Annotated in this window: 16 protein-coding genes and 3 tRNA genes; 17 read left to right on the plus strand and 2 right to left on the minus strand. The window is 59.3% G+C overall.

The genetic code is table 11. The features are described 5' to 3' along the window. Positions 1–138: 138 nt before the first annotated feature. The 8 genes from gltX (at position 139) to thiL (ending at position 7,386) form a co-directional block, all read left to right on the plus strand. Positions 139–1,644, plus strand: a complete 1,506-nt coding sequence (gene gltX, locus JQN66_RS07385) for a glutamate--tRNA ligase (protein ID WP_204677228.1) — start codon at positions 139–141, stop codon at positions 1,642–1,644. A gap of 17 nt (positions 1,645–1,661) precedes the next feature. Continuing rightward, on the plus strand, positions 1,662–2,426 hold the full coding sequence (locus JQN66_RS07390) for an HAD family hydrolase (protein WP_204677229.1): 765 nt from the start codon (positions 1,662–1,664) through the stop codon (positions 2,424–2,426). 109 nt (positions 2,427–2,535) lie between these two features. Next, positions 2,536–2,607 (plus strand) — tRNA-Gln (locus JQN66_RS07395). A 48-nt stretch (positions 2,608–2,655) separates the two neighbouring features. Next, positions 2,656–2,731: transfer RNA gene (locus JQN66_RS07400), tRNA-Glu, on the plus strand. Between the two features lie 36 nt (positions 2,732–2,767). Beyond that, positions 2,768–2,840: transfer RNA gene (locus JQN66_RS07405), tRNA-Glu, on the plus strand. Between the two features lie 98 nt (positions 2,841–2,938). Beyond that, the gene (locus tag JQN66_RS07410) at positions 2,939–4,708 is read left to right on the plus strand and encodes a dynamin family protein (RefSeq protein ID WP_204677230.1); all 1,770 of its coding nucleotides are present in this window, start codon (positions 2,939–2,941) and stop codon (positions 4,706–4,708) included. After that, positions 4,705–6,348: a GTPase gene (locus tag JQN66_RS07415; RefSeq protein WP_204677231.1), complete on the plus strand. Its 1,644-nt coding sequence runs from the start codon at positions 4,705–4,707 to the stop codon at positions 6,346–6,348. Before JQN66_RS07410 ends, JQN66_RS07415 begins: the two co-directional genes overlap by 4 nt. 75 nt (positions 6,349–6,423) lie before the next feature. Then, entirely contained in the window at positions 6,424–7,386 is a 963-nt protein-coding gene (gene thiL / locus JQN66_RS07420) for a thiamine-phosphate kinase (protein WP_204677232.1), read from the plus strand. A gap of 20 nt (positions 7,387–7,406) precedes the next feature. Here thiL and JQN66_RS07425 read toward each other — a convergent pair whose 3' ends face one another. Then, complete coding sequence (locus tag JQN66_RS07425; protein WP_204677233.1) at positions 7,407–8,132, minus strand: IclR family transcriptional regulator; 726 nt, start codon at positions 8,130–8,132, stop codon at positions 7,407–7,409. 113 nt (positions 8,133–8,245) lie between these two features. Between JQN66_RS07425 and leuC the strand changes: the two genes are divergently transcribed. The 6 genes from leuC (at position 8,246) to JQN66_RS07455 (ending at position 14,890) form a co-directional block, all read left to right on the plus strand. Beyond that, positions 8,246–9,694 (plus strand): 3-isopropylmalate dehydratase large subunit, encoded by a 1,449-nt coding sequence (leuC, locus tag JQN66_RS07430; RefSeq protein WP_204677234.1) that lies wholly within the window; start codon positions 8,246–8,248, stop codon positions 9,692–9,694. A gap of 14 nt (positions 9,695–9,708) precedes the next feature. Continuing rightward, positions 9,709–10,314 (plus strand): 3-isopropylmalate dehydratase small subunit, encoded by a 606-nt coding sequence (gene leuD / locus JQN66_RS07435; protein ID WP_047118920.1) that lies wholly within the window; start codon positions 9,709–9,711, stop codon positions 10,312–10,314. A 301-nt stretch (positions 10,315–10,615) separates the two neighbouring features. Continuing rightward, positions 10,616–11,935, plus strand: a complete 1,320-nt coding sequence (gene murA / locus JQN66_RS07440; protein WP_188947856.1) for a UDP-N-acetylglucosamine 1-carboxyvinyltransferase — start codon at positions 10,616–10,618, stop codon at positions 11,933–11,935. Positions 11,936–12,041: 106 nt separating this feature from the next. Next, the gene (locus JQN66_RS07445; RefSeq protein ID WP_239464168.1) at positions 12,042–12,713 is read left to right on the plus strand and encodes a lysophospholipid acyltransferase family protein; all 672 of its coding nucleotides are present in this window, start codon (positions 12,042–12,044) and stop codon (positions 12,711–12,713) included. Positions 12,714–12,776: 63 nt separating this feature from the next. Continuing rightward, entirely contained in the window at positions 12,777–13,778 is a 1,002-nt protein-coding gene (locus tag JQN66_RS07450; RefSeq protein ID WP_188947953.1) for an NAD(P)H-dependent glycerol-3-phosphate dehydrogenase, read from the plus strand. Then, entirely contained in the window at positions 13,778–14,890 is a 1,113-nt protein-coding gene (locus JQN66_RS07455; RefSeq protein ID WP_204677235.1) for a D-alanine--D-alanine ligase family protein, read from the plus strand. The genes JQN66_RS07450 and JQN66_RS07455 overlap by 1 nt, the downstream gene beginning before the upstream one ends. A 109-nt stretch (positions 14,891–14,999) precedes the next feature. Here the strand turns inward: JQN66_RS07455 and JQN66_RS07460 are convergent, their stop codons facing one another. Then, positions 15,000–15,419, minus strand: a complete 420-nt coding sequence (locus JQN66_RS07460) for a DUF3515 domain-containing protein (RefSeq protein WP_239464200.1) — start codon at positions 15,417–15,419, stop codon at positions 15,000–15,002. A 168-nt stretch (positions 15,420–15,587) separates the two neighbouring features. On the opposite strand from JQN66_RS07460, the gene JQN66_RS07465 reads away from it, so the two are divergent. From JQN66_RS07465 to JQN66_RS07475, 3 genes are read left to right on the plus strand one after another with little or no spacing between them, the layout of a single operon-like run. Next, complete coding sequence (locus JQN66_RS07465; protein WP_188947853.1) at positions 15,588–16,646, plus strand: LCP family protein; 1,059 nt, start codon at positions 15,588–15,590, stop codon at positions 16,644–16,646. 21 nt (positions 16,647–16,667) lie between these two features. Continuing rightward, complete coding sequence (locus JQN66_RS07470) at positions 16,668–17,636, plus strand: DAK2 domain-containing protein (RefSeq protein WP_204677236.1); 969 nt, start codon at positions 16,668–16,670, stop codon at positions 17,634–17,636. Continuing rightward, positions 17,626–19,815, plus strand: a complete 2,190-nt coding sequence (locus tag JQN66_RS07475) for an ATP-dependent DNA helicase RecG (RefSeq protein ID WP_204677237.1) — start codon at positions 17,626–17,628, stop codon at positions 19,813–19,815. The genes JQN66_RS07470 and JQN66_RS07475 overlap by 11 nt, the downstream gene beginning before the upstream one ends. Positions 19,816–19,826 lie beyond the last annotated feature (11 nt).

Consider the following 19,826-nt stretch of genomic DNA (forward strand, 5'->3'; position numbering starts at 1 on the left):
TTTTCGTTGAAACTTGAAAAGCCACCATCTTGCCATCATCATTTTGGTGGTACCGCACTGGCCCCGGGTCTTCAAAGACCGGGGGCCTTAGTGCTTTGAATTCGGCAAGATGGAGCGAAGGCATAGAATGGAACCATCATGACTGATCTTTCCCTGATTCCACCCGTGACCGAAGACACTCCTGTTCGCGTCCGTTTCTGCCCATCGCCTACCGGCACTCCACACGTAGGCATGATTCGTACGGCCCTGTTCAACTGGGCCTATGCCCGCCATACCGGTGGCAAGATGATTTTCCGTATCGAGGATACCGACGCAAAGCGCGATTCCGAGGAAAGCTTCAACCAGGTTCTGGACGCACTGGACTGGCTGGGCATCGATTGGGATGAAGGCGTCAACGTGGGTGGCCCGCACGAGCCGTACCGCCAATCGCAGCGCGGCGACATTTACCAGGACGTCATTGCCAAGCTTCGCGAGGCGGGACACCTGTACGAGTCCTACTCGACGCCGGAGGAGGTCGAAGCGCGCCACAAGGCCGCCGGCCGCGACCCAAAGCTGGGCTACGACAACTTCGACCGTGAACTGACCGCGGAGCAGATTGCCGCTTTCAAGGCCGAAGGCCGCGAACCAGTGCTTCGTGTGCGCATGCCGGATGAGGACGTGACCTTCAACGACTTGGTCCGTGGTGAAATCACCTTCAAGCCGGGCAGCGTGCCGGACTACGTCGTAGTCCGCGCCAACGGCCAGCCGCTGTACACGTTGGTTAACCCGGTGGATGACGCGCTGATGGGAGTCACCCACGTGCTGCGCGGCGAGGACCTGCTGTCTTCCACGCCGCGACAGGTCGTCCTCTACGCACTGCTGCATGATGTAGGTGTTGCCAAGTACATGCCGCGGTTCGGGCACCTCCCATACGTGATGGGCCAAGGCAACAAGAAGCTCTCCAAGCGCGATCCCGAATCGAGCTTGTTCCTGCACCGCGAGAACGGCTTCATTCCCGAAGGCCTGCTGAACTACCTGGCGCTGCTCGGCTGGTCCCTGAGCGCGGATCAGGACATCTTCAGCAGCGAAGAACTGATCAAGGCTTTCGACGTGACCGACGTGCTGTCGAATCCGGCTCGATTTGACGTGAAGAAGGCTGAAGCCATTAACGGCACGCACGTTCGCATGCTGGAACCGACGGACTTCCGCAATCGTCTGGTTCCCTACCTCCAGGCCGCAGGCCTCGTCGATGAAGAACTCACTGACCGTGAAAACGAGATCCTCGACCAGGCCGCGCCCCTGGTCCAGGAGCGCATCACCCTGCTGGGCGAAGCTGCAGACATGCTCGAATTCCTCTTCAAGAATGATGACGAGATTGTTGTTGAAGACAAGGCGCTCAAGGGCATGCCAGCCAACTTGGGTGAAGTGGTGAATGCCTCGCTTGAGGCGTTGGAAGGCGTGCAGAACTGGAACGCGGAAGAGATCCAGAATGCCCTGCGGACCAAGCTGGTGGAAGAGATGGAATTGAAGCCGCGCCAGGCGTTCGGACCGGCACGCGTTGCCGTTTCCGGCAAGCGCGTCTCGCCGCCGTTGTTTGAATCCATGGAAATTCTCGGCCGGGATTCGAGCCTTAACCGTCTGCGCACCTTAGGCGCTTCACGGTAGCGGAAAACTCCTATTTCGTGAACGAAGTACGCAACGCCTTGGGTGGATCCGGCACAGGATCCATCCAAGGCGTACTTTTTGACATTGACGACACCCTGGTGGACCTTCGGGCAGCGGCAATCGCGGCATTCTTGGAGCTCACAACCGAAGAGCTTGGCCACGTGGACGAAGCGGGGGCAAATGCTGTTGCCGCCGCGTTTGCCGATGACAAAGCCGGAGCCTACGAACGCTACATGGCAGGCGAGCTGACTTTCCTGGAGCAACGTGAAATGCGCCTGCGGCATTCATTTGGACTCGTGAATGCGGAGCCGCCAGCGGGGGAGCAGTACCAATCGTGGGCTGCAATTTACGAGAAAACAGTGCGTAGCTATTGGCGTCCCTTTGACGACGTCACGCCGCACCTGGAACAGCTCAAAGCCATGGGAATTCCTTTCGGCGCAGTCAGCAACAACCTTGAATCCTACCAACGGGCAAAATTGGAAATTGCTGGGCTGCCCGGATTTGACGTTGTTGTCGGTTCCGATACAGCCGGCGCCCCGAAGCCTGCAGCCGCACCGTTTCTCGCGGGCTGCAAAGGACTCGGCAGCCGACCAGAACGGACGCTCTACGTGGGGGACAATCCTGTCAACGACTATGCAGGAGCCCGCAATGCAGGACTTCCCGCGATACTACTCGACCGCGGGTCTGTCTACCAGGATTTCTCGGGGTTTCGAATCCGCGACCTTTGGGTTTTGGCAGAGTTAATCGATGAAGGTTTCGACAGGATTCATGCTGATTCCTAGGACGGCCGTCGATTTGTGTTGATTCCAGAACGTCGGTATAGTTATATCTCGTGCTGAAGCGATCAGTGAGAATTGATTCATCAATTTACTCTGAAAGCCCAAGTCACAATGGGATATGGTGTAATTGGCAACACAACGGTTTCTGGTTCCGTCATTCTAGGTTCGAGTCCTGGTATCCCAGCGCTTCATCAAAGTAATTTGATGAGCTGAGAAGAAATTCTTGGCATACGGCCCCATCGTATAGCGGCCTAGTACTCCGCCCTCTCACGGCGGCAACACGGGTTCGAATCCCGTTGGGGTCACCAAGCATTCTTCGCAGGCCCTCCCGCAAGGGAATATACGGCCCCATCGTATAGCGGCCTAGTACTCCGCCCTCTCACGGCGGCAACACGGGTTCGAATCCCGTTGGGGTCACGAATCAAGCCACAGGTAAATCTGTGGCTTGTTGTATATCCAGCCAAATCTCCGCGATGTGTTTCAAATAACCTCCCCGCATAGGGCAAGATGGTCACATGGAGGCATATTCGGAATCCCGTTCTGCTGGCGGTGCAGCTACCCCAGAGAACTCAGGTGATGCACTCAAAACCATCAATCAGCTGACTGCCCTGAGCTCCGCACTAGACAGGCTCACTTTTCTGCTTGCCGCTTCCAATCCGATGCTTCCCAGCGAAGTACTCAGAGCCAAGACGATTCATCAGATCGCCGACTACATTGTTCCGCGGCTGGAAAATCTCCATGCGCCACTGCTCATCGTTGTCGGCGGCTCCACCGGTGCCGGGAAATCCACCCTGGTGAATTCACTGCTTGATGAGTCGGTGAGCGCATCCGGTGCGGTTCGGCCGACGACTCGCATGCCGGTCCTTGCCTACAATCCCTCCAATGCGTCGTGGTTTGAAGATCGACGAATCCTTCCCGCCTTGAAAAGGCAGACTCAGTCCGGGTATCAACAGCACGACGCCGAAACGAATTCCCAGTCAGTGCGGCTCGCTCCACACTCAAAAGTTCCCTCCGGGATAGCCCTCGTTGATGCGCCGGACATTGATTCCATTTCGGATGAAAACCGCGCGCTCGCGGCGCAGCTTTTGAACGCGGCGGACCTATGGATATTCGTCACGACCGCTAACCGCTACGCGGACGCGCTGCCATGGGATTTGCTCACGGAAGCCGGAGCGCGGAACATCACGGTCAGCATCGTGCTCAATCGTGTGCCAGCCGGCGCAGAAGTGGAAATCCTCCCTGATTTACAACGGCTGCTCGCAGAAAAGGGACTGGGATCTTCTGATATCCACGTGATTCATGAGATGGAGCTCGACCAACGCAAATTATTGCCGCGAGAGCTGACGCAACCAATTTCCAGCTGGCTTGGAGGCTTGGCCGAGGACGCCCAGGAACGGAAACGCATCGCGGTTCAGACTCTTGACGGTGCGCTTAAGCGGTCTGCTGCGGACGTGAGCGAACTCTACGCAGAGCTTGAAGACCAGGAAGCACAATTGCAGGAACTGATCATCGGTGTTGACCAGCGCTTCAACCAGGCACTGGACGTGGTGAAGTCTGCGCTGAAGGATGGCTCCTTGCTGCGCGGAGAAATCTTGGCCAGATGGCAGGATTTTGTCGGTGCAGGCGAACTGCTGCGTGGAATTGAAGGTAGCGTAGGCCGTATTCGCGACCGCATTGGTTCCTTCTTCTCCGGGCGACCACCGGCGAGCAACAAAGTTGAACAGGCGATTGAAACGGGCCTCCATGCGATATTCGTTGCAGAGATTACCGAAGCGGCAGCGAGCCTAGACCGGGTTTGGCGCACGACGCCCATGGGGCAGGAACTCAGTCGCGAACTGCCCACTCCGAGACTGCCCGGCGACCTGAGCGAGCTGGCAAGCCAGACCGTGCGCGAATGGCAAAAAGATATCCTCACAATGATCCGGGAAGAAGGCGCTGGAAAACGTAAGACCGCGCGGATGGCGGCTTTCGGCGTGAACGGTATCGCGGTGATTCTCATGGTTGTCGTTTTCGCCTCGACCGCGGGACTGACCGGACTGGAGCTCGGCATCGCCGGAGGATCTGCGGTCGTCGGTCAAAAACTGCTGGAAGCCATATTCGGTGAAGACGCCGTGCGGCGGATGGCGGCCAGAGCCAGCGTCATGCTCGAAGAGCGCGCACGCGAGCTGATCACCACGAACGCCGGGGTCTACCGCAACGTCATCACGACCCACCAGCAGCCCGAAGAACTAAAAGCCCTCGCAGAGTTTATTCGCGCCCAAGGCCAGAAAGGTCATCACGTATGAGCGAGCGCAAAGTACTCAGGGCGCAATCCAGCCTCATGAGCCAGATCGAGGCTATCTCCGAGGCGGTGCAGCTTGGCGAGCCTCACCTCGACCCGGAAACTGTGGACTTTGCGGCAACGGTGATCTCCCGCGCCCAAACCAGGCGCCAGCTGTCCGCTGACCACGTGGTCATCGGTCTCTTCGGAGCTACGGGTTCCGGGAAATCGAGCCTGTTTAATGAAATGGCCGGAGCGCAGCTGGCCCGGACCGGGGTCATTCGACCGACAACCACGAAAACCATCGCGGCGATTTGGAACCCTGATGGGTCAGGAGAATTGCTGGATTGGCTCGAAGTTGACGAGCGGCACGTGGTTGATTCAATGCTCGGAACCGGCAAAGCTTCGCGTGGCACTGGCACGAGCGGAGGGCTCATCCTGCTGGATCTTCCAGACATGGACTCAACCGCGCTCGGCCACCACGAAATTGTCGACAGGTTGTCCGGCCAGGTTGACGTGATGGTGTGGGTGCTGGATCCGCAGAAGTACGCAGATGCATCCATACACCGGGGATATCTTGATGGTTTGGCATCCTTGGAAGGCAACTTGCTGGTGGTGCTGAACCAGATTGACCTTGTTGCACCATCCGATCGAGCGGAGATCCAAAATTCTCTGACAGGGCTTCTTGCCCAAGACGGATTCAGGGGACTGGAGATCCTGCCGGTATCATCAAAGACCGGCGAAGGTATCGACGCCTTGCGGGCGCGAATCGCAAAGCTCGCGGAAAACAAGGCATTGTCGATTCGACGGCTGAAGGCCGACGTTGATCAAGTGGTTCATCGTCTCGTTGCCGAACTTGGCGTGGAACAGGTCAACGCTCCGGGGAAGCTTGATCAGGCAGAGCTGGAGCAAGGCATCGCCGCCGCCCACGGAGTGAACGTGATTGCAGACGCGGCGGCCAAATCCTACTTGCTCCGAGCCTCCTCCCACACTGGGTGGCCCTTGACCAGCTGGCTGGTCCGTTTCAAGAACGACCCGCTGAAGCGGATGAACCTGGGTCGAAACCACGAGCGTCCCGAGCTGGCCCTGACTTCCAAGCCGCCGCTCTCCGCGGCGCAATCAGCAGGCATTAGGCATTCGGTCAACACCTACCTCTCCAAGGCTTCGGGGGGATTGCCCCCGGGCTGGACAGATAATCTCAGGGCGAGTGCCGCTGACCGGCTGGGGACAATGGACCAGGAAATTGACCTGGCCATTGCGTCTACGGATCTCGCCGTGGAAAAGAAGTCGTGGTGGTGGCCCTTGACGAGGGTTCTTCAATGGGTGTCGATTATGGTGGCATTGGGTGGCGCCCTGTGGCTCGGTGCCCTTGCCGTAGCCGGCTACCTGCAATTCGCTGTTCCGGAGCCCCCGAAGGTGGAAGGTTTCCCAATCCCGACCCTGATGCTGTTGCTCGGGCTACTGCTCGGTATCGTCCTGGGGATCGCCGGTTCATTTGTCAATCGAATGGTCGCTAAGATGAAGAGAAAGCGTGTGCACCGGAATCTTGAACGCTCGGTCGCAGGCGTTGTCCGCCAGAACATCGTGGATCCTGTCGCTGCGCACCTGGACCAATTCAACAGCTACGCGGATCTCATTAACCAGGCCGCGAAGAAAGCCGATTAATACCCTGTGACGAATCACCAAGCTAGCAAGTTCCCGACTGTCGGCGACCTAGGGGAGCAGGGAATCCTTGACGCCATGCTGCCTCTTCTGGACTCCAAACAAGCACCCCTTGGCCCTGGAGACGACGCCGGAGCGTTGGCCGTTGCGGGCTCAGAGGTCGTGGTGTCCGTTGATACCCTCGTTGAGAATCAGGACTTTCGGCTGTTTTGGGGCAGCGGTTTCGAGCACAAGGCCTTTGACATCGGGTGGAAGTCAATCGCCCAGAATGTCTCGGACATCAATGCCATGGGTGGCGTTCCCACGGGCGCCGTCATCTCCCTGTCGCTGCCCGAACACACCAGCATTGAATGGGTCAAGGAATTCTCCAAGGGAATCTCCGCAGCGGTTGAAGGCCTGGGCGCAGGCCGGCTGGCAGTCATCGGCGGAGATTTGGGCAAAGCCACCGAAATCTCGGTGACCACTACCGTCATCGGAGAGTGCGAGCACGGCAAGGTGCTGCGTAGCGGTGCCAAAGCAGGGGACCGTGTTGCCATTGCAGGCCGAGTGGGTTCTGCCGGCGCCGGGCTCGCGGTACTCGACGGAAGTACGCAATGGCAGACTTGGAACCGCTCGGTCCGCAGGATCGTTGATTCCCAGTGCAAACCGACCCCGCCGTTGGAATCGGGTCCCCGTGCGGCCCACGCCGGGGCAAGCGCCATGATGGACATTTCCGATGGCCTGATCAAGGATGCTTCGCGTCTGGCCAAGGCCAGCGGCGTCAACCTGAACCTCAACGGAGACTCATTCAAGGACTTCGCCGCCCGTTTGGAGCCGGCGGCGGTGCTTCTCAACGCGGATCCGATGCAATGGGTTCTCGAAGGCGGAGAGGATTTCGGCCTGCTCGCCGTGTTCCCGAAGGGTGCCACAATCCCTGAAGAATTCACAGTTATCGGCGAGGCCAGCGCCCAGACTGGCCGCCGGGCCCTGGTGAAAATCGATGGGCAGATCGTCAATGGGTCGCGCGGATTCGACCATTTTTCCGCCGCACTGAACCGCTAGGACTAAATGCTGCCCCGGCCTCAGGGACGTTCGGCCTGGGCCCGGAGCAATTCCGACAGCTCATTCGCGGCGGCGACAACCGATTCGTGGAAGATCTTTCCCGGCTGGCGGGTCAGGCGCTCGATCGGGCCGGACATCGACAATGCGGCAATGACCCGGCCGGACTGGCCTCGGATCGGCGCCGATACCGAAGCAACCCCGGGCTCACGTTCGCCCAGCGACTGCGCCCAGCCGCGTCGGCGTACTCCGGCCAGAATCGTTGGCGTGAATCGGGCATGATGCAGGCCGTCGATCATCCGCTCGTTGTCTTCCCAAGCCAGAAGGACCTGTGCAGCGGAACCAGCTTTCATGGATAGCTGGGTGCCCACGGGGATGGTGTCGCGCAGTCCAACCGGGCGTTCTGCGCTGGCAATGCAGACGCGGAAGTCGCCCTGCTTGCGGAAGACCTGGGTGCTCTCGCCGGTTAGATCGCGGAGCTTGAGGAGGATCGGTCCCGCGGCACTGACCAGACGGTCTTCACCGGCGGCGCTGGCAAGTTCCACCAGGCGGCTGCCCAGCTCGAAACGGCCGTGCAGGTCCCTTCCTACAAGCCCGTGGTGGGCCAGGGACTGCGCGATTCGATGCACGGTTGGCCTGGAAATCTGTGTCAGTTCCACCAGCTGCGAGAGCGTGGTGGGCCCGTTCTCCAACGCATTGAGAATGGCGGCTGCCTTATCGAGCACGCCTACGCCGCTTCCTGTTGTCATATCTCAATTCTCTCGTCTCAGCATTTGAGATTCAAGTCCGCATACTGGAAATGTCCTTCTATGAAGTGTCACAGTTGAGATATCAAAAGTACGTAGCTTGAGGAGTGTGTCGCATGTCTGCCACGCAGTCGCCACAGACACTGGCCGAGAAGGTCTGGAATGCGCATGTTGTGCGCCGTGGAACCGGCGAAGGCGAAGCCCGCCAGCCGGATCTTATTTACATCGATCTGCACTTGCTGCACGAGGTGACCTCTCCGCAGGCATTCGAAGGACTGCGCCTGGCCGGGCGCCAACTGCGCCGGCCTGATCAGACCATCGCCACGGAAGATCACAACACACCGACGCTTGATATCGACAAGCCGATCGCGGACCTGACGAGCCGGACCCAGATCAACACCTTGCGGGAGAACTGCAAGGAGTTCGGTGTGCGCCTGCATTCACTGGGCGACAAGGAGCAGGGCATCGTCCACGTGGTCGGCCCGCAGCTTGGTCTGACCCAGCCGGGAATGACCGTGGTTTGCGGCGACTCCCATACCTCCACTCACGGTGCCTTCGGGGCCCTTGCCTTCGGCATCGGCACCTCCGAGGTCGAGCACGTGATGGCGACCCAGTCATTGAGCCTGAAGCCGTTCAAGACCATGGCAATCAACGTCGAGGGAACCTTGAAGCCGGGTGTGACCGCCAAGGACATCATCCTCGCCGTCATCGCCAAGATCGGCACCGGCGGAGGGCAGGGGTATGTCGTGGAATACCGCGGTTCCGCCATCCGGGCCCTGTCCATGGACGCCCGCATGACCATTTGCAACATGTCGATCGAAGCAGGCGCCCGTGCCGGCATGATCGCTCCTGACCAGACCACCTTCGACTATGTCAACGGACGTCCACACGCCCCGCAAGGCGAGGACTGGGACGCGGCCGTCGAGGAATGGAAGCAGCTGCATTCGGACGAGGGGGCCCAGTTCGATGCAGAGGTCTTCCTGGATGCTGATGAACTGGAACCATTCGTGACGTGGGGTACCAACCCGGGCCAGGGTGTGTCGCTCTCCGCCTCGGTGCCGACTCCTGAAGACTTCGAAGATGAAAACGACCGCAAGGCCTGCGAACGCGCACTGGAGTACATGGGCCTGACCGGTGGTACCCCTATGAAGGAAATCCGCGTTGATACCGTGTTCCTTGGTTCGTGCACCAACTCCCGCATGGAGGACCTGCGCGCAGCTGCCGCTGTGATCAAGGGCAAGGAAAAGGACCCGGATGTCCGCATGATCGTGGTTCCCGGCTCGGCGCGCGTCCGCTTGGAGGCCGAAGCCGAGGGCCTGGACCAGATCTTCAAGGACTTCGGCGCCGAATGGCGTTTCGCCGGCTGCTCCATGTGCCTTGGCATGAACCCGGACCAGCTCTCCGAAGGGGAGCGTTGCGCCTCGACCTCCAACCGAAACTTCGAAGGACGTCAGGGCAAGGGCGGACGCACCCACCTCGTTTCGCCGTTGGTGGCTGCAGCAACGGCAATCCGCGGCACGCTGTCTTCGCCCAGCGACCTCGTCAATACCTCGGTAGCGGTCTAGGAAGGATCACCGTCATGGAAAAGATTGTTAGCCACACCGGAATCGGTGTACCACTGCGTCAGAGCAATGTCGACACTGACCAGATCATCCCTGCCGTCTATCTCAAGCGCATCACCCGCACCGGGTTCGAGGATGCCTTGTTTGCCGGTTGGCGCCGCGATGAAAACTTCATCCTGAACCAGGAGCCTTTCAACGAAGGCTCGGTTCTCGTGGCCGGCCCCGACTTCGGCACCGGCTCGTCTCGCGAACACGCAGTCTGGGCGCTGAAGGACTACGGTTTCAAGGCAGTCATCTCGGCTCGTTTCGCGGATATCTTCCGCGGCAACTCCGGGAAGCAGGGGCTGGTCGCCGCTGAGGTAGCCCAGAGCGATATCGAATTGATCTGGAAAGAACTGGAGAACAACCCGGGCACCCAGGTCACGGTAGACCTGGAATCCCGCACGGTGCAGTGTGGATCCATTTCCGCGCCATTCCAGATTGACGACTACACGCGGTGGCGTTTGATGGAAGGCCTGGATGACATCGGCCTGACCCTTCAGCATGAAGAGGACATCACCGAATTCGAGGCTGCACGTCCTTCGCATAAGCCGAAGACGCTGCCAGCACGATTCGCCGACTAAGCGGCATCACCTTGGCTGAGGCATCAAGCTGATCTTGATGCTCTTCCATAGTTCCTCGGACGGCTCGTTCGTCATTCAGTTCAATGCATTGTGCTGAATGCGAACGGGCCGTTTCGCGTTTGGCTCGGCCGCCAGCGTATTCCCTGAATTCAAAGGCTGAAAGCATCCTCACAATCCCCACGCCACGCGACTATCGATCCCATTTCATGCTGGCTGAGGCGGTATGCTTACTTAGTCCTGCTAGTTCACGGCCCGCAGGCTGGAGCAGGTAATAACGACTACGCGATGAGGTATTTCATACATGGGTAAGATCCTGACGATCCATGGCGGTGTGCCACTTGAAGGCACCGTACGAGTCGGCGGAGCTAAGAACCTGGTTCCCAAAGCCATGGTGGCGGCGCTGCTCGGCGATACGCCCTCGGTGCTCCGCAATGTGCCAGAGATCAAGGATGTTACTGTCGTTCGCAGCCTGCTGGAGATCCACGGGGTCAAGGTCGAACAGGATCCTGAAACCGGCGACCTCACCATGGACCCGAGCCAGGCCAAATCGGCCTCCAACCAGGCGATCGATGCACACGCCGGCGATTCTCGCATCCCGATTCTTTTCTGCGGCCCCTTGATCCATTCGCTGGGAGAAGCGTTCATCCCGGACCTCGGCGGCTGCCGCATCGGCGACCGTCCCATTGATTTCCACCTCGAAGTCCTCCGCGAATTCGGCGCGGTCGTGGACAAGGCCACTGATGGGATCCGCATCTCCGCACCGCTGGGCCTCAAGGGTGCAAAACTCCACTTGAAGTACCCAAGCGTCGGCACCACCGAACAGGTATTGCTGTCTGCAGTTCGCGCCAAGGGCGTCACAGAAGTCAGCAACGCCGCCATCGAGCCGGAAATCTTGGACCTCATCTCGCTGTTGCAGAAGATGGGCGCCATCATTTCCGTGCACCGCGACCGCGTGATCCGCATCCAAGGTGTGGACAAGCTCAACGGCTACGAGCACACCGCGCTGCCGGACCGCAACGAGGCCGCCTCGTGGGCTTCCGCTGCACTGGTGACCAAGGGCGATATCTTCGTCCAGGATGCCCAGCAGCGCGACCTGACTGCATTCCTCCATGTCTACCGCCAGATTGGCGGCGAGTTCGAGGTCAAGGCCAACGGCATCCGCTTCTACCACCCGGGCGGCGACCTGAACCCGTTGATCCTTGAGACGGATGTCCACCCGGGCTTCATGACCGACTGGCAGCAGCCTCTGGTGGTCGCACTGACCCAGGCCAACGGCGTTTCGGTAATCCATGAGACCGTGTACGAAAATCGCTTCGGCTTCACCGACGCACTGGTTCGCATGGGTGCCACCGTCCAGGTCCACACCGATTGCCTCGGATCCACCCCGTGCCGCTTCGGCCACCGCAATTTCAAGCACTCCGCCGTGGTTGTCGGACCGGCCAAGCTGGTCGGCGCGGAAATCGACGTCCCGGACTTGCGCGGAGGCTTCTCCCACCTGATCGCGGCCTTGGCTGCCGAGGGAACCAGCAAGGTCACCGGCATTGAGCTGATCAACCGGGGATACGAGCACTTCATGGACAAGCTCACCGCGCTTGGCGCCAATGTTGAACTGAGCGAATAGAGGATACCGGTCCGTGGTTAAAATCCAGGCTCCCGGCGAAAGCCCGCGAACCAAGCGTATTTTCAATGTCCTGGGAAATATCGTTCGTCCCTTGATGAACTCCCTGATGGGGAAGACGTGGAAGGGCTTCGAGAATCTCCCGCAGGGTGGGTACATCCTCTGCCCGAATCATTTGACCGAAATCGATCCGCTGGTGGTCGGCCATGCTGTGTACAGCCACGGCCGCCTGCCGCGCTGGATGGCGAAGGAATCGCTGTTCAAGCCGCCGGTGCTCGGGTGGATCCTTCGCGAAACCGGACAGATCCCGGTGGCGCGCAGCGCCGCGGGCGCCGGCGATTCGCTGAAGGCTTCCAAAAAAGTCTTGGACGCCGGGGGAGTCGTAGTGATCTACCCCGAAGGCACCCTGACTCGCGACCCGAACTTGTGGCCAATGGTCGGCCGCACGGGTGCTGCCCGTCTGGCGCTGCAGACCGGTGCGCCGGTGATCCCCATGGCGCACTGGGGCGACCAGGAGCTGCTGCCTCGCTACTCCAAGAAGATGTACCTGTTTCCCCGCAAACATGTGACGGTATCGGTTGGCCAACCGGTAGACCTCGACGACTTGCGCAACGGGCCGCGTACCCGCAAGGTGCTGGAAGAAGCGACAGAACGCATCATGGCATCGATCACCGAACTCCAGGCAGAAATCCGCGGTGAAACACCGCCGAGCAAGCCATGGGATCCCAGCGAGCATGGCCAAGCCAGGACCGGCCGAAGCTTTGAGAACCCAGACAAGTAACTACACGTCAGCAACGTCGAAAGAAGAATCGTGACCAAGCCTTTACCACGCAAGATCGCCGTCATGGGTGCCGGAAGCTGGGGAACCACTTTCGCGAAGGTGATGGCGGATGCCGTGGCCGAGAACGGCATTGCGGTTCAAATCTGGGCTCGCCGGGACGATGCCGCGCGTGAGATTAATGAGCGCCATACCAATTCCAGGTACCTGCGCGATACGAAGCTTCCGCAGAACATCTCCGCTTCATCCGACCGCCAGGAAGTCCTCGCCGGGGCGGATCTGGTGGTGCTGGCGATCCCATCCCAGTCGTTGCGTGCAGAACTGGAGAGTTTCAAGAACCTCATCGAGCCGGAGGCAGTGGTTCTGTCCTTGATGAAGGGACTGGAACGCGGCACGGATTTGCGTATGAGCCAAGTGATCGCAGAAGTAGCGGAACTGCCCGCAGAACGTATTGCGGTGCTGTCCGGACCGAACTTGGCCATGGAAATTGCTCGCGAGCAACCGACGGCATCCGTTGTCGCCTGCTCGGATGAGGCGACCGCCAACTGGATCGCGCAGCTGTGCTCGGCTCCCTATTTCCGCCCGTACACCAACGATGACGTGCTGGGCGTGGAGCTCGGCGGCATCGTGAAGAACATCATCGCGTTGGCAGTTGGCATGTGCGACGGCATGGGCATGGGCGATAACACCAAGTCCACCGTCATCACGCGCGGCCTCGCAGAAACGACTCGCCTGGTCCTGGCATTGGGCGGCCGCCTGGATACGCTGGCCGGCCTCTCCGGCTTGGGCGACTTGGTGGCCACCTGCTCGTCCTCGCTCTCGCGGAACAACACCGCCGGACGCCTTCTGGGACAGGGGCTGTTCCTCGACGAGGTCAACGACCGGATGTCGCAAACAGCCGAGGGCATCAAGTCGGCACGAGCGGTATTCGACCTTTCCCGCACGCACGGTGTCGACATGCCCATTACCGAGGCCGTCGTGATGGTGCTCGAAGGCACGCTCAGCGTTGAGAACATGGCGCAGCGCCTGCTGGCTCGCGAATTGAAGTCTGAAGGAGAATTGCAGTAATGACTGAACGCAAACCTCGGGTCCTGCTCCTGTTCGGTGGACGGTCATCCGAGCACTCGGTGTCCTGCGTCACCGCCGCGGGCGTGATGCACGCGATCGACAGGGAACGTTTCGACGTCGTGCCCGTGGGCATTACGCGTCAGGGTGAATGGACGCTCTTGACCGAGGATCCCCAGGACTGGGCCCTCAATACTGGTTCCTTGCCGGAGATCTCCGATGTCGACAACCCGGTGCAGCTGTCGACGGATCCGAACAAAACCTCGTTGATGTCCCTGTCCCAGTCGGCCATTTCCGAGCTTGGCGAAATCGACGTGGTCTTCCCGCTGCTCCACGGGCCGTTCGGCGAGGACGGTTCGATCCAGGGCATGCTTGAAATGGCTGGTGTCTCCTACGTGGGTTCCGGTATTGCCGCGAGCGCCATGGGCATGGACAAGCACTTCATGAAGGTGGTCTTCGAAAGCGCCGGGTTCAAGGTTGGCCCCTACGAAGTCATTACCAACAAGCAGTGGCTGCGCGACAGCGAGTCGGCGCTCCAGCGTTGCGAAGGACTTGAATACCCGCTGTTCGTCAAGCCAGCCCGAGCTGGTTCGTCGGTTGGCATCACCAAGGTCGATGTTCCTTCGGAACTGAGGGACGCCATCGAGGTTGCACGACGTGAAGACCCCAAGGTCATCGTGGAGCAGGGAATCGTCGGTCGAGAGATCGAATGCGGTGTCCTTGAAGGCCGCGGCTCGACCCCGTCACGCGCGTCCCTGCCTGGAGAGATTTCTGTGGCCGACAATGGCCACACGTTCTATGACTTCGAGGCGAAGTACGTTGACGGCGCCGCAGCGAAATTGAGCTGCCCCGCCCAGCTCAGCGAGGAAGCGACCAAGCAGATCCGGGATCTTGCGGTCAAGGCCTTTGACGCCATTGACGCCGAGGGCCTGTCTCGGGTTGATTTTTTCTACACTCCCGAAGGCGAGTGGATTATCAACGAAATCAACACGATGCCAGGTTTCACGCCATCGAGCATGTACCCGCAAATGTGGGCTAAAACCGGCATCAACTATCGTGAACTGATCGACGAACTGATCGCGCTGGCCAGCGAACGCAAGGTCGGTTTGCGCTAGAGGGCAGTAGCTGAAATGCGTCTTGCTTCAACTCACCTACCGATGAATTGATGCAAGACGCATTTCCCTATGCACTTTGAGACCGCAGCTTGGGTGCCTCGACCGGCCGCTAGAGTTTCTCGTCCTTCTGGATGCTGACGCACTGTTTCTCTGCGGGAATCCGGGAGGCTGCATCAGACAGCGTGGCTAGAACCGTGCTTGAGGGGATGACCTGCGGATCCATGATGATTTCAGTTGCGGGAGTGCGACCATAGGTGGTCAGCGTCCAGATGCCGTCCGCACCTTCGTGGGCGATCCAGTCGACGTCATTGACTGATACACAGGGGTCGGTGGTCGGTCCCGGTACTTCGACACCGCAGCGCAAGACCACCTGGGACGGGTCTCCCCACGCTGAGGTGGCTTGAGACGAGGTGGGACGGCGCTCGGCGTCTCCAATGACTTTGGGCAGCACGACCATCATTTCAGCGCACAAGGGGTTGGCGGCGTCAGGAGCAGCATCAACGGATGCAACAGATTCGCAAGCGGCCAGACCGGGCCCGACAACAGCGAATAAGGCGATCAATACCGTGGTTCGACCAAATTTTCGATTAAGTTTTGGTGACGGTTCCGGGTTCAAACTGATTTTGGACACGTTGTAAGCGTACCGTGCGAATCTGAAAGATAAGATGTATTGAGTTGAATCTGTGAAAGGTAGCATATGTCATTCGAAGAACAGCCTACGCGTTCGCGCGCTAAGAAAAAGAAGCGCACCGGGCGAGTAGTCCTCCTGAGTATCCTGTCGTTGGTAGTGATCGCCGCGCTCGTCGCTGTCGGATACGCATGGAACCTCGGACGTACATTCGATGACAACAGCCAGAAGCTTGAGAATGCCTTCCCCGCCGAGGAAACTCGTCCAGAGGTAAAGAAGGAATCCGAGAATGCGCTGAACATCCTCCTTCTCGGCAGCGATACTCGTGCGCAACGCGAAAACGACGAGCAGAACGATGATTTCGCCACGCTTCCCAACGGTGGACGTTCGGACACCATGATGCTTGTGCACATCCCGTCAGATCGTTCCGGCGTCTATGTGACATCGATCATGCGCGACACCTGGTTGGATCTCCCAGGAATTGGCGAAGCCAAGATCAACCGCGCATTTGCCAACGGTGGAGTGGCCAAAGCCGTTGAGACCTTGGAAGGCCTGTTCGGCGTGCGCATCGACCACGTTGCATCCGTTGACTTCGAAGGATTCAAGGGATTGACCGATGCTGTGGGAGGCGTGACCATCAACAACCCCATTGCCTTCCGTCCAATTCACAATAAGAGCTTCTACTTCCCGGAAGGTGTGCAGAAGCTTGACGGCGAAGAAGCGCTGGCCTTCGTCCGAGAGCGCAAGGCATTTACCGGTCCCGGTGGCAGCGACTACCGTCGCGTCAAGAATCAGCAGCTGTTCGTCAAGGCGCTGCTGGGCCAAATCCTGTCGAAGGACACCCTGACGAACCCCGTCAAGATTCAGAATGTCGTGAGCGAATTCGCTCCGTTTGTGGCGGTTGACGATACTTTGGACGCAGGCAAGGTCGTTGGAATCGCTTCATCGATGATCAACGTCAGCACCAGCGACATGGAATTCTTCACCCTTCCAAACAACGGTCCGGGCCGTTCGGCCGACGGACAGTCGATTGTCATCCCGGATATGGATACGATTAACAAGTTTGGAGAAGCACTCCAAAACGATACGGTTGACGAATTTGTAGCTTCTACTGACCTGTCTCAGTAACCATTGAAGGAACCACTCTTTATGACCACCCAGAAACTCGATACTTCGGTTCGCGCTATCCGCCATTGGCTGGCGCGCAGTGTCAAGAGCCTGGGGAATCATTCGGATCGCCTCAACGCCATCAATGTCTTTCCGGTTGCCGACGGTGATACGGGAAGCAACCTCTACCTGACTGCACGTGCCGGTCATGATGCCGTCAGCAAGTTGGAAAGCGATGACATTGGTGGATTCCTAGAAATTGCCGCGCGAGCCGCCATGGAGTCTGCGCGCGGCAATTCGGGGACCTTACTGGCGGTTTTCCTGAGCGGCCTCAGCGAGCCATGGCAGGGACAGCCGCGATTGACGGCACCGTTGCTGGCTCTGGGGCTGGAACGGGCGAAGGTCCGTTCCTGGTCGGCGTTGAGCGAGCCTGTGGAAGGCACCATGCTTTCGGTGATCAATGCACTGGCCTTGGCGGCAGCGTCCACGCTGATGCACCTCAAGGTTGACAGGGATAGCCGCGCTGCGTTGGACACCTTGCTGACTCAGATGACGCAAGCCGCCAGATTAGCTGTCAAGGGCACCGAAAGCGAATTGCCAAGCCTTGTCAAAGCAGGCGTCGTGGACGCCGGGGCCGTCGGCATGCTGGTGATCATTGACGAGCTATGCGCCGCCATTCGCAACGAACATACTGATTTTGACGACTATGAAGGCTTCCACGGTTACAGCGTTCAAGATCCGCATGTCCATTTCGACTTCGAGGAAATCGACGGTGTGGAAGTCATGTGCACTGTGGCGTTGGACGCCTTGGGGGCTGCGACACTTCGCGGCCAGCTGGACGCGCTGGGAGACTCGGTGATCATGTCCCCGGTTAACCAGCTTGAGGAAGACACCTACCGGTGGCGAGTCCACGTGCATGTCCAAGATCCCGAGGCAGCGCTGGATCTCATTCGAAAACAGGGGAACCCGGTAAATATCAGCGTGACCGATCTTTGCATTCATGACGGCTGAAACGACGAGCCGGGATTTCGAAAGCTCGCCGCTTTCCGTGGTGCTCGGGGCCAAGAATGCAACCGCATTGGAAAAAGCCTTCGGCTACGGCACGGTGGGAGAGTTCCTTCGACATTTTCCTCGCCGCTACGTTGAAGTGGGGGAACTGACCCCCATCGCGGAGCTGCCCTTCGACGAACATGTAACGGTGGTGGCGCAAGTCGTCAACATCAGCCAGCGCCAGATGCACTCGCGCAAGGGATTCATCTTCGAGGTCACCGTCAGCGATGAACTAGGAGATGCCGGCCAGCAGCTGAAGATGACTTTCTTCAACGGATATCAAGCACGCTCGGATCTGCTCGTCGGAACGATTGCCATGTTCAGCGGCAAAGTCGGTTGGTACCAGGACCATCTGCAACTGAACCAGCCGGACTACGCCGTGCTCGACGAAGCCTCCCAAGCAGATCCACGCCCCATACCGATCTATCCAGCGTCGGCCAAGATGCCGAACAAGAAGATCCGCGACCTGATGGCTCATCTGCTGGAGCAGATGACGCAGGAGAATCTGCCGGAATTCCTCCCGCAGGAGCTATTGGACGCCCATCATTATCCGATCCGGCACCAGGCCTACGCCAACCGGCATGCCCCGCGCGAGTTGAAGCATGCATACGTTGCCCGCCAGCGCTTCGCCTTTGAAGAGGCATTTCTGCTCCAGCTTTCGCTTGCTGAACGAAACCGCCAAATCGGCACCCAGCACTCCGTCGCACGGCCGCGTCGTAGCGGCGGGCTTGCCGACAAGTTTGACGCCCAGCTGCCTTTCATTCTCACCGATGACCAGCAGCAGGTAGGGCGCGAGATCAGCCAGGATCTTGAGCTGGACCATCCGATGCACCGTTTGCTGCAGGGCGAAGTCGGCTCGGGCAAAACCGTTGTCGCGCTCCGGGCCATCCTCCAGGTGATCGATGCCGGTGGGCAGGCAGCGTTGCTGGCGCCCACCGAAGTCCTGGCAGCCCAGCACTATGCCTCCATAACCAAGATGCTGGGAGCACTGGCCGACCCCGGCCTGTTCAATGAAGGTGAAGGAACCGGTGTCGCACTGCTGACGGGCTCGGCGAAAACCGCCCAACGTCGCGAAGCGCTCCTGGGCATCGCCAGCGGCGAAACCGGCCTGATCGTCGGCACCCACGCGCTGCTGGGGGAGCAGGTAAGGTTTGCAGAACTCGGGCTGGTCGTCATCGACGAGCAGCACCGTTTCGGCGTTGAGCAGCGTGATGCTTTGCGGGCCAAGGCCAACGACTCGGTGCCCCACACGCTAGTTATGACTGCCACGCCGATTCCACGCACCGTTGCGATGACGGTCTTCGGCGATCTGGACACCTCGACAATCAAGCACCTTCCCGTCGGCAGGGCACCGATCTCGACCCACATCGTTCCGATGCAGCTTCCCGGCTACAGGAACCGCCTGTACACGCGTATCAGCGAAGAAGTGGCAAAAGGCCACCAAGTCTATGTTGTCTGCCCGCGCATCAGCGATTCAGCCGGTGAACAAGGCGTACTGCTGGCGACCTACGAGGACACTTCCGGACAGTCGATGAGCGTTGAGAAGATGCTGGAACTGCTCGGTGGATTGCCCGACTTCGAGTCGATCAGGGTGCAGGGACTGCATTCTCAGCTGGACTCCAACGACAAGCAGGGAATCATGGATGACTTCGCGGCGGGGGACATCGATGTACTGGTCTCCACGACGGTCATCGAGGTCGGTGTGGACGTCCACAACGCAACGTTGATGGTGATCATGGACGCTGAACGCTTCGGAATTTCCCAGCTGCATCAGCTGCGCGGACGTGTGGGTCGTGGCGGCCTTCCCGGCACGTGCCTGCTCTCAACATGGTTGGATGCAGATCATCCGTCGGTCAATCGCCTGCGCGTCATCGAATCAACCCTGGACGGTTTCGAACTGGCGGAGGCCGACCTGGCGGAGCGCAAGGAAGGAAATATCCTGGGCGTCCAGCAATCGGGAAGCCAATCGGCGCTTCGCGAGCTGAGCATCATCAAGGACCGGGCATTGATTGAAAAGGCACGGGATGATGTCAGGGCGCTTATGGCGATGCCGGCATGGCGGGAGAAGTACCCCGTACTGCTGGCGACCACCAAGAACTGGGTCGATGAATCCACCCGTGAATTCCTCAACAAGAACTAAGTGAAAGCGGC

It is taken from the genome of Glutamicibacter protophormiae (assembly GCF_016894325.1).
In the GTDB taxonomy this organism is placed as follows: Bacteria; Actinomycetota; Actinomycetes; order Actinomycetales; family Micrococcaceae; genus Glutamicibacter; species Glutamicibacter protophormiae.